Consider the following 10648-nt stretch of genomic DNA (forward strand, 5'->3'; position numbering starts at 1 on the left):
GCGCCCTACGCCGACATGATCTGGATGGAGACCGGCAAGCCCGATCTCGAGCTCGCCAAGAAGTTCGCCGAGGCCGTCAAGGCCGACTTCCCGGACCAGCTGCTGGCGTACAACTGCTCGCCGTCGTTCAACTGGAAGCAGCACCTGGATGACGCGACCATCGCGAAGTTCCAGAACGAGCTGGGTGCCATGGGCTTCACCTTCCAGTTCATCACGCTGGCCGGCTTCCACGCCCTCAACTACTCGATGTTCGACCTGGCGCACGGCTATGCCCGCAACCAGATGTCGGCCTACGTCGACCTGCAGGAGCGCGAGTTCGCTGCCGAGGAGCGCGGTTACACCGCCACGAAGCACCAGCGCGAGGTCGGCGCCGGTTACTTCGACCGCATCGCCACCACCGTCGACTCGGAGAGCTCGACCACCGCGCTCAAGGGCTCGACCGAAGAGGGCCAGTTCCATTAGTGCGTGGAGGTGGAGGGGCAGCGCAGCGAGGTCCCACGGCTAGCACGGCCAATCGCCGCGCTGACCCTCCATCTACACAACTACGTCACCGAGTGAATCGCCCGCGTTTAGTCTGGGGCGAGTTCCCCGGCGGCGGGTGCTGCTGGGGGTTCCGATAGCTACTTGCCGCCCTTCTTGGCGTACTCGGGCACCCTGACCTGACCGGTGCGGGCACCGATGGCGTCCATCATCCGGTCGGTGGCGCGGCGGATCGACTCCTGGTCGTCCGGGCTCGCGTCGCTGAGGTCGAGCGGAGGCAGCACGTCGACGGTGACCCGGCTCTTCCAGAAGTTCTTCAGCGTGCGGTGATCCGTGCGGCCCAGCGCGATGGGCACGATCGGCGTGCCGGTGGCCAGCGCGACGCGCACGGCGCCGGTCTTGCCCTTGTACAGGCGACCGTCGGGGGAGCGGGTTCCCTCGGGATGGATGCCCCACGCACCGCCGCCCTCGACGATCCCGGTCGCCGCCTCGAGCGCGGGTGCGGACACGGAGCCGCCGCGCCGGTCGACGGGGATCTGCCCCATGCCGGAGAAGAAGACCTTCTTGAACTTCCCCTTGAGCCCGGGTTGGGTGAAGTAGTCGGCCTTGGCCAGGAACATCACCGGGCGCCGGGCGCTCTGCACCACGTAGAACGAGTCCGAGATCGCGAGGTGGTTGGCGGCCAGGATCACCGGCCCGGTACGCGGAATGTTGTCCAGCCCGGTGTATTCGGGGCGACCCCAGGCCCACAGGGCCGGTCCGATCAGCAGGTGGCGGGCGACTCGGTAACGGAACGCGGCGCGCAGGGAACTCAGCGACATGCCCCATTGTGTACCGCCCCGCGGGCCCGGACGTCCGCGATTGGCGGAATCAACCCCCGGCGGTGCTCATGCCGCGGTCGTGAACGCGACCCACCGCCACCGTCCGGCCGTGGCCTCGACCCTGCCCGCCGCCGCGAGGACGCGGTCCCCGCGGCTGTAGGTGAGGAAGATCTCGGCGCCCACGTCGGGATCGCCGGCGCGGGGCCGGGTGCGCGGGGGGAGCGCCCGGGGCGTGCCGACGTGCACGTCGCCCCAGCCGGACACGGTCCCCGCCGGACCGTGGTCGGCGAGCGTGCGGAGCACGTCGACGACGGTGGTCGAGGCGATCGCCGTCAGGTGCTTGGCCGGCCGCCGCCGGTCGAGCACCTCGAAGACCGGGCGCAGCGTCGAGAGCACGAACCGGTGCGCGTCGGGGTGGACGGCGGCCACGGGCCCGGGCAGGGCCGTCGGCGCGGGCGGTCCGGGCCTCGACGGTGCCGGGACCGGCGGTGCGGTCGGTGCGGACCGCGTGCGTGTCAACGGCTGCGCCACCGGCTCGGCGGCCGGCGCGCGCAGCACGACGAAGCCCTGTTCCCTCGACGACGGCGCGCAGGACCCCGTCCCGCCGGCCGTGAGATTGATCGCCCCCATACTCATTAGACGCATCAGGAAGCCGTTCGGATCCCTCGTACTCGAACGGGCTCGTCGCCGCCCATCCCGTATGCTGGCGCCGAAGATCGACCCTGGGGAGGTGCAGTGAAGGGCAGGCTCGGCCAGTCCGACGCGGAGTTCTATGCGTTGGAGAATTCCACGACCCCCACCCACGTCGGGTCGCTGGTGATCCTGCGGCGGCCCGAGGAGGGCCTGGACTACGAGCGGTTGCTCGACACCATCGAGGAGCGCCTCGCCGAGGTGCCGCGGTACCGGCAGAAGGTCCGGACGGTGCCGCTGGGCATCGCCCGGCCGGTCTGGATCGAGGACCGCGATTTCGACATCACCTACCACGTGCGGGTCTCCGCGCTGCCGCAGCCGGGCAGCGACGATCAGCTGCACGATCTCGTCGCCCGCCTGAACTCGCGCCCACTGGACCGCGAGCGCCCGCTGTGGGAGGTCTACCTCATCGAGGGCGTCGCCGACGACCGGCTGGCGGTGTTCACCAAGACCCACCTGGCGCTGGTCGACGGCCGCGCCAATGTCGACCTGATGCAGTTGCTGCTCACCGACACCCCGCACACGCCGCAGCCGCCCGAGGACCTGTGGATGGGTCAGCACGAGCCGAGCGACGGCGAGCTCGTGATGGGCGCCGTCATCGACATGCTCTCCCGGCCGAAGCACACCGCCGCCATGATCCAGGGCGTCGTCGGCGAGGTCGCCGAGTCGATCACGGGTCTGCAGGAGGACGCGGCCAACGTGATCGAGCGCGCGTCGTCGCTGGTGCGTGCCCGCACCGCCGTGACACCGGTCCGCTCGCTCAACGTGCCGATCTCCCGGAGCCGGCGGTTCGCGGTCGCGCGGATGGACCTCGACGAGTTCCGGCGGCTGCGCGCCGCGTACGGCTGCACGGTCAACGACCTGCTGTTGTCGGTCGTGGCCGGCGGCCTGCGGACGTGGCTGATCTCGCGGGGCGAGCCGATCAGCGCCGGCACCGAGGTGCGGGTGCTGGAGCCGATCGCCGTCGACGACGTGGGCCTGGGCGTCGGGGAGCAGGTGCGCGCGTACATCGTCCGACTGCCGGTCGCGGAGGGCAACGCGGTGGTCCGGATGCGGCAGATCGCGCACGGCGCGGCGGCCCAGGTCGACAGGAACCGGCAGGTGGCCGCCCGGGCGCTCGCGGCGAGCGGCGGCTTCACGCCGCCCACGCTGCACGCCCTCGGCGCGCGCACGGCGATGAGCGTCTCGCCGCGGTCGTTCAACATCCTGGTCACCAACGCGCCGGGGCCGCAGGCGCCGGTGTACCTGGCGGGCATCGAGGTGCAGCAGGTGTACCCGGTGCCGCCGCTCATCGCCAATCAGGTGGTGTCCATCGGCATCACGTCGTACAACGGCACCGTCTACATCGGCCTCAACGCCGACCGCGACGGCATGTGGGACGTGAACTCGATGACGGAGTTCCTGTACGAGGCGCGCGACGAGCTCGCCGCGTCCGCGAAGGGGGAGTAGATGTCGGTCCGTGTGTACGTGCCCAGCACCCTCGCCGGGCTGCAGGTCCTGCAGCGCGACGGTGAGCTGTTCCCGTTGGGCGGCACCGTCTTCGGGGTGACGCCGGCGCTGCGCGAGGCGTACACCTCCGGCGACGACGAGGAGCTCGCCGAGGCGGCGATGCGGCACGCGGCGCGCGCCTCCCTGCGGTTGCTCGCGGTCGACGGTGCGCCGGAAACCGATGGCGCGGAACCGGATCCGGTCCGGCGTGTGGTCATCACCGCCGACGTCCCCGCCGCGAAGGAGCGCCCGGATCTCGACGACGCGGTGCTCAAGGTGACCGAGCCGATCGTCCTGAAGAACGTCGTCGCCGTGCACGTGGACGTGTCCGACGCCGAGGACGCCGTCACCCGCGCCGCGCAGGTCGTGGATGCCGCGGACCTGGGCGACGAGGACGCCGAGCTCGCCGTCGGCGACGCCGAGGACCACGACCTCGCCTGGTACGCGACGCAGGAACTGCCCTTCCTCCTCGAACTGCTCTGACTCGCCGGACCTGCTGGGTCCGGGGGTGGCCCACCGCTGACGCGCCGGGTTACGGTGGAGCTATGACGGTGCGCGGTGCCCGGTTCGCGGCGGCTCTCCTGGTGGGGGCCGGTGTCCTCGCCTCGGCGCAGGTGGCGTCCGCGGCTCCGGTGCCGCTGGTCGGCACCCAGTGGCGGTTCGAGGCGAGCGGCTTCGCGCGGACCGCGCCGATGAAGTACGCCGGCGCCCCGGCCTTCTTCAGTATCAAGGGCGCCGGCGGCGGCGGGAACGACGGCTGCAATGTCTTCGGGATGACGACCGTGGTCAGAGGTGAGACGGTGACCTTCAGTGGCATGGTGTCGACGATGCGGGCGTGCATCCGACCCGGCGCGAGCGCGCAGTTCCGCGCGGCCTTCACCGGCGAGCGCACGGTCCGGGTCACGGGGGACCGGCTCCGCGTGTCCGACGGTCCGCGCGCCTACTGGGACTTCGTCGCCGCGGCACCGTCGAAGCGCTAGTCGCGCCGTCACGGCTGCCGGCGGGGCGGCCGCACCGCGTCACACCCTGATGGGACAACCCGGAAGAAATTGTCCCAACTACCTACGGCACCGTAGGCTCAGGGCATGAGCAACCGTTTCCGCGCCCTCCGTGACTGGCTCGAGTCCCCGGCCAAGGACGTGTCCGCCGAGCACCCCCGCACCAATCTGGTGCGCGGCGCCGTGGCGCGACTGACCACCCCGCTGCTCCCGGACGACTACCTGCATCTGATCAACCCGCTGTGGTCGGCACGCGAGCTGCGCGGCAAGATCGTGCGGGTCGAGCAGGAGACGGACGAGTCGGTCACCCTCACGATCGAGACCGGCTGGGGTTTCAACACCAAGTACGAGGCCGGGCAGTACGTCGGCATCGGCGTGCTCGTCGACGGCAAGTGGACGTGGCGCTCGTACTCCCTGACCTCCGTGCCGGACATGGGGCAGGGCCGTGGGCCGCGCGAGGTCTCGATCACCGTCAAGGCGATGAACGAGGGCTTCCTGTCGAACCACCTCGTCTCGGGTGTCTCCGAGGGCACGATCGTGCGGCTGCAGGCACCGTCGGGCGACTTCACGCTCCCGAACCCCCTGCCGCCCAAAGTTCTGTTCCTCACCGCGGGCAGCGGCATCACGCCCGTCATGGCGATGCTCCGCACGCTCGAGCGGCGCGGCATCCCCGCCTCCACCGACATCGTGGCCGTGCACTCCGCCCCGAACGCCGATGCGACGCTGTTCCGCGACGAGCTCGAGGCCTTCGACGCGAACCACGACAACGTCTCCGTGCAGCTGCGCTACACCCGTGACGCCGGCCGTCTGACGCCCGCCAACATCGGTGAGGTCGTGCCCGACTGGCAGGAGCGGCAGACGTGGATCTGCGGCCCCGGCGTGTTCCTCAACGACATGGAGAAGGGCTGGAAGGACCGCGGCATCGAGTCGCGGCTGCACCAGGAGCGGTTCACCGTCGAGCGCGCCGATGTCTCGGCGAGCGGCGGCGAGGTCACCTTCCTCAAGGCCGGCAGGACCACCGATGTCGACGGTGCCACCACGCTTCTGGAGGCCGGCGAGGCCGCGGGCGTCCAGATGCCCTTCGGCTGTCGCATGGGCATCTGCCAGACCTGCGTGGTGCAGCTCGCCGACGGTCAGGTCCGCGACCTGCGCAGCGGCGACCTGCACACGGAGGGCGAGCGGATTCAGACCTGCATCTCCGTTGCGGTCGGGGACTGCACGCTGGACGTCTAGCCCTCGGGCCGGGACGTCCGACCTGCGGTTCGGTCACATCCGTTGACAGCCTACGCGCCCGTAACTTACGGTTGCGTAGGTTAGAGACGACACCGACCGACCAATGAAGGGCGGCCCGCATGGCGATCACCGACATCCCCGAGTACGCGCACCTCACCGAGGCCGACGTCGAGACTCTGGGGGCGGAGCTGGATGCGATCCGGCGCGACATCGAGGCCGTCCGCGGCGAGACCGACGTGCAGTACCTGCGGCGCACCATCGCCGCGCAGCGCGGGCTCGAGGTGGCCGGCCGGGCGATGCTCCTGGGTGCGCACAAGCGCGGCTTCTGGTGGGGTTCGGCGGTCTCGCTCGGTCTTGCGAAGATCATCGAGAACATGGAGCTCGGGCACAACATCATGCACGGGCAGTGGGACTGGATGAACGATCCGGAGATCCACTCGACCACGTGGGAGTGGGACAACGCCGGCACTTCGCGCCTGTGGAAGCACACCCACAACTACGTGCACCACAAGTACACGAACGTCCTCGACATGGACGACGACGTGGGCTACAAGACGCTGCGCGTCACGCGCGATCAGCCGTGGACCCCGTTCAACTCGGGCAACCTCGTCTACAACACGATCCTCATGCTGCTCTTCGAGTATGGCGTGGCGATCCAGCACCTCGAGCTCGGCCGCGCGGCCACCAAGTGGAAGAAGTCGTGGTTCGACCGCGAGGGCTTCAAGGCGGACGCCTCGGACGTGGGCCGCAAGATCGGCCGCCAGGTGCTCAAGGACTACGTCGCGGCTCCGCTCGTCGGCGTGCCCTTCGGCGGTGCTCGCGGCTGGCGTAAGGCGCTGACCGCGACGATCACCGCCAACGTGATCCGGAACGTCTGGACCAACGCGGTCATCTTCTGCGGCCATTTCCCCGACGGGGCCGAGAAGTTCACCAAGCAGGACGTCGACAACGAGACGCAGGCGCAGTGGTACCTGCGCCAGATGCTCGGCAGCGCGAACCTGTCCGGCGGCCCCGTCGTCGACTTCCTCTCGGGCAACCTCAGCTACCAGATCGAGCACCACCTGTTCCCCGATCTGCCGTCGAACCGGCTCTCGGAGATCGGCGTCCGTGTGCGCGCGCTGTGCGAGAAGTACGACCTGCCGTACACGATCGGGCCGCTGCACGTGCAGTATTACAAGTCCTGGCGGACCATCGCCAAGCTGTCGCTGCCCGACAAATACCTGCGCGACACCGCCGACGACGCCCCGGAGACCGCCTCGGAGGCGATGTTCGCGGGCACCGAGTTCGCGGAGCCGCGGGTCGACGCGGCCACCGGCCGCCGGTTCGGCCTCAAGGCCGCCCGCGCCGCGGTGCACGCCCGGCGTCGCCGCCGCGCCTGACGGGTCCGGCCGGAGCGCACGACACGCGGGGAATCGTCTATACCGCGTGGATACGTGTACTTGTACGTGGCATTCGCCACTCCGGGATCTCGTTCCAGGTCTGTGATGCCGCTAGAGGATCGACTCGATCTCGTGCGCTGCCACCCACCCACCCACTGGAGCGCAGCAGTGCGATCATTCCGATACAGACGGGCCGATAGGTCGAGCTCGTAACGGTCCCTGATGTTGCCGCACAAGCATGCATGCGAGTCACTCGCTTGCCGGACGCAGGTGAAGCGGGTCCTCACTGCGCGGGTTGAGCGCGGTCATGAGTTCGTGGTCGAGGGTCTCGATGAGTTGCGGTGCGAACGAACGTCCCTGCTCGAGGTCTACGATGCCGCGATGGAAGGCGGCCGCGGCCCGTGCGGCGGCATCCTGCCGTACCCCAATTGGGCCAACCCATCGCGCTGGCGGGTGTGTGGCGAGAAGGAGGTCGGCGAGTTGCACCGCGTCGGCGCCGGAGAGTCGGTTGATCGAGCTGCGCTCGGTGAGGAGGCGGAGTTCGACCCGTCCGGTACTGGCGACGCCCTCGCCGAATACGAAAGCCCGTGCGCTGACCATGGTGCGCAGGTCCCACTCGCGCACCAGGGCGACCGTTGAATGCGGGTTGATGAACAGCAGACGGCCGTCGACGAAGCCGATCGCTCCCACTTCGAGCCCGTAGCTCGCGCTACAAAGCTGGTCCCAGGTCGGCAGAGGGGGATGCGGCACTCGGCTCGCCACGAGAAGTGCCGCAATCTCGTCGACGTTGATCGGCCTGGTGCGCAGGCGGGTGGTCACGGCGGCGATGAACCGGTCCGCCTCCCGATCGTTCGCGAATTCGAGATGCCGATCCGAAATGACGAGCTGCCGCACGCTGTCGTCGGCCTGCGGGACGGTCCCGGGCGCGACCGCGGAGGTGGGAATGATGTCGACCGTGGTGGCCCGCCCCGGCAAGGGACGCGCCAGGTCCGCCACTTCGGACAGCTGTACATGCATCCGCGCCGGCGCGCCCAGCGCGGTCAGCGCGAACCGCTCCACCACGAACCGATTCTCGTGCAGGACCACCTGGCCCTGGCTGAGCCGGAAGAGTTCGGCCGCTGGGTCGGCGTTCGGAGCACGATCACGCGCCACCTCAAGGGCCTGCGCCGTCGCACCTCGCGGCGCCGGCCGGTCGAGTACCAGCAGCCTCGGCCCGTTCTGATCTTCGTACTCGATCACGAGCTCGTCGCTCTCCGGGTCGCGGAGAACCGCGCCGATCGCGCTCCAGTCCACCGCCAGCTGGCGCCCGAGTGGGCGGTTCGCGGTGATAGCAGTGACGGACATCCGCACGTCCTGGTCGTGGAATCGGAAAACCCATTCCCGCTCGCTCGGTGCAGTGGTGGTCATCGCAGCTAGTGTCGCGCGGACGGTGGCGTCGAGTTGCTGGACCGCGACCGTGTGCGCGGTGCCGAACTGCACGCACCTGTCTGATCCGGCCGCATCGAGGCTACCGGTCACGGGCGTGGTTCCGTACCGGCCGAATTCGATCCAGCCCGGTTTGATCCCCCGCGGGGCGGTGATGTTCACCCAGGCGATCTGTGTGAACTCGATCGTCGTGGGGGCGGGTGCGGGCCGGTTCTTCCGGGCTGCCTTCTTCTCGACGGCGGCGTCGGAAATGTAGATCGTGTGGGCGTCCCATCGCACGATCTGGACACTGAATCGAAGTTCCCCGAGGATCATCTGTGCTCCTCGCGAACAGTGTCGTGCAGGGGGAGTCGGGTCCACGGGCTGTCTGGGTGGGTGAGGAGACCGCTGATCACAACGACGCTGTTGATGAGATACTCGCGGGCTTCGGAAGTGAGTTCGGTCGCCCCTGGCTTGAGCTCGTCGCTCGCCCACATTGCTCGGCCATACAGGTAAGCCGCACCCAGTTGGTACCAGTTGCCATAACGCGCCCGTGAGGTGTCGGCGGCGGTGCGCACGGCCGACCATGCACTCTCATCGTCGATGTAACCTGCAGTGAACGCCGCTTGCGCAATGAACACAGCTCGCGAGAGGTCCCACGCGGAAAGGTCGCCCGGGAGCGGTGGAAGGGAGCCTGGACCGCGCCGGTCGGTGATCTCCAGTAGCTGCAGGTGAGTGCGGTGCCCGTCCAACAAACCGGGAACGAATTTCTGTAGCAGTTGCCGAGGCTCGACGTCGCCGCCCACCCGATACAGCCCAGCGAGCGTGTCGAGTACGGGCACGTGCATCTCAGCAGCGAGTAATTGATTGAGCGTCCGGTGTGCCTCATTCGGGGACGTCACTCCCCATGCGGACTCAAGCATCGAACGGGTCTCCTGTTCGGCGGGTAACCCCGTGCCGTTGAGGAACGCCAGGCTGTCGTGCGGCGAGTTCCAATTCCACGCCATGGCCGCTCCCACCGCCAGATCGCGCACAGCCCATCGCGGCATGCCCGTCCCGCGCCATGTGAAACTCACATCTGGGTCCGCGTTCACCACCGTGTACGGCACGGGTACTGACTCACTCGCCTTGTCCACAGCAACCTCCTGGATCTGGGGGCGTACATTGACGGTTCGGGCATACGTCAGGCCGACGGCTATTGGGTCACAGGAACGCGAATATCACGAGCGTGGCAACAATGGCGACGGTCATTATGGCTATGAATAATCCCAGGCCCGGACGCTCCTGCGTCGAAGGTCCCAGAAGTCCCTTGTTGAGAATTGTCGATCCGGGTGCGCAGTACACGTCGATGACCTGACCTGGTGCCACCTCGACATCGAGTTGCGCCTGTCCGGCGACCTCGACTCGATGAATACCGGGTGGCACGGGCAGGAAGTTCTCGCCGAAGCCTGTCGCCACTTTCACGCCGTCGAGCCTGAAATCGGGTTTCATGAGGTTTGTTGTCATCGCCGTACCTTGTCGAACTAGCCTGATCGCCTGTTGCTGCTCTGGGAATGTTATGCGTGGAAATGTACTGGCGGGGACTTAACCTTAGGTTAAGCCCCGCTTGTTCTGCGCTGTTCGTAGTTCTTTGTGACATCATGCTGGCCACAAGCTTACTCTCGCACGCGGCCGCGCTAGCCTCGATCTTTCGTGAGGTGGTCGTCCCCTCCTGATCGGTTTCGGATTGGTGTCCTCGAGTGAGGGTTTCGTTCGTGGGCATGGTGATGCGGCCCGGTGTTGCGTCGGGTGGCGTCGGGTTCCACTGTCCCGTGGGGGTGTTTCGTGATCGGATTGTCAAGGAAGTCGTGTCGGTCATGTGGGTGCTCGCATCCGGTTCAGGCGCTGTAGGCCGGCGATCAGCAGGCCGGTGTCGGGGGCTGTCGCGGCGAGGTGCAGGCGGGTGCGGCGGGCGTGCCGGGCGATGGATCCGGCGATGCAGAAGAGTCGGTGGCGCAGTCGTTTGGGTTCCCACCGGCGGGCATCATGGCTGGTCAGGGCGAGCATTTGGGTCCAGGCTATGAGGTCGGCAGCCAGCGCGGCGATCGCGGTCCAGATCCGGTTCTTCGCGAACCGGTGCAGGGGGAGGTTCCGCAGGCCGGTGTCCTTCAATGCG

General features: G+C 68.3%; 12 protein-coding genes. 6 read left to right on the top strand and 6 right to left on the bottom strand.

All coding sequences use genetic code 11. The features are described 5' to 3' along the window. Positions 1-462: beta/alpha barrel domain-containing protein (locus tag AXK60_RS09820; protein ID WP_483368394.1), on the top strand; the 462-nt coding region annotated here is incomplete at its 5' end. A gap of 158 nt (positions 463-620) precedes the next feature. Here the strand turns inward: AXK60_RS09820 and AXK60_RS09825 are convergent. Together AXK60_RS09825 and AXK60_RS09830 are read right to left on the bottom strand one after the other, a co-directional pair. Beyond that, positions 621-1301 (bottom strand): lysophospholipid acyltransferase family protein, encoded by a 681-nt coding sequence (locus AXK60_RS09825; RefSeq protein ID WP_068570972.1) that lies wholly within the window; start codon positions 1299-1301, stop codon positions 621-623. 66 nt (positions 1302-1367) lie between these two features. Continuing rightward, positions 1368-1931, bottom strand: coding sequence for an Rv3235 family protein (locus tag AXK60_RS09830; RefSeq protein WP_068570973.1), 564 nt, complete (start codon positions 1929-1931; stop codon positions 1368-1370). A gap of 105 nt (positions 1932-2036) precedes the next feature. Here AXK60_RS09830 and AXK60_RS09835 point away from each other — a divergent pair, with 105 nt between their 5' ends. The 5 genes from AXK60_RS09835 (at position 2037) to AXK60_RS09855 (ending at position 7089) form a co-directional block, all read left to right on the top strand. Further along, complete coding sequence (locus AXK60_RS09835; protein ID WP_068570974.1) at positions 2037-3440, top strand: WS/DGAT/MGAT family O-acyltransferase; 1404 nt, start codon at positions 2037-2039, stop codon at positions 3438-3440. Next, the gene (locus tag AXK60_RS09840) at positions 3441-3962 is read left to right on the top strand and encodes a DUF6912 family protein (RefSeq protein ID WP_068570975.1); all 522 of its coding nucleotides are present in this window, start codon (positions 3441-3443) and stop codon (positions 3960-3962) included. 62 nt (positions 3963-4024) lie between these two features. Further along, complete coding sequence (locus AXK60_RS09845) at positions 4025-4459, top strand: META domain-containing protein (protein ID WP_068570976.1); 435 nt, start codon at positions 4025-4027, stop codon at positions 4457-4459. A gap of 105 nt (positions 4460-4564) precedes the next feature. Continuing rightward, positions 4565-5710 carry a ferredoxin reductase gene (locus tag AXK60_RS09850; RefSeq protein WP_068570977.1) on the top strand — a complete coding sequence of 382 codons (1146 nt, stop codon included), beginning with the start codon at positions 4565-4567 and terminating at the stop codon, positions 5708-5710. Positions 5711-5829: 119 nt separating this feature from the next. After that, positions 5830-7089, top strand: coding sequence for a fatty acid desaturase family protein (locus AXK60_RS09855; RefSeq protein WP_068570978.1), 1260 nt, complete (start codon positions 5830-5832; stop codon positions 7087-7089). Positions 7090-7338: 249 nt separating this feature from the next. Here the strand turns inward: AXK60_RS09855 and AXK60_RS09860 are convergent, their stop codons facing one another. The 4 genes from AXK60_RS09860 to AXK60_RS09870 form a co-directional block, all read right to left on the bottom strand. Next, positions 7339-8676, bottom strand: coding sequence for a hypothetical protein (locus tag AXK60_RS09860; RefSeq protein WP_139057857.1), 1338 nt, complete (start codon positions 8674-8676; stop codon positions 7339-7341). A 149-nt stretch (positions 8677-8825) separates the two neighbouring features. Beyond that, entirely contained in the window at positions 8826-9629 is an 804-nt protein-coding gene (locus tag AXK60_RS09865) for a DUF1266 domain-containing protein (RefSeq protein WP_139057858.1), read from the bottom strand. 67 nt (positions 9630-9696) lie between these two features. Beyond that, positions 9697-9999, bottom strand: coding sequence for a hypothetical protein (locus tag AXK60_RS26350; RefSeq protein WP_139057859.1), 303 nt, complete (start codon positions 9997-9999; stop codon positions 9697-9699). 348 nt (positions 10000-10347) lie between these two features. Beyond that, positions 10348-10648 (bottom strand): transposase (locus AXK60_RS09870; protein WP_068982519.1); only part of this gene is annotated, 301 nt, incomplete at its 5' end.

Origin of the sequence: Tsukamurella pseudospumae (assembly GCF_001575195.1) — a bacterium.
Taxonomy (GTDB): domain Bacteria; phylum Actinomycetota; class Actinomycetes; order Mycobacteriales; family Mycobacteriaceae; genus Tsukamurella; species Tsukamurella pseudospumae.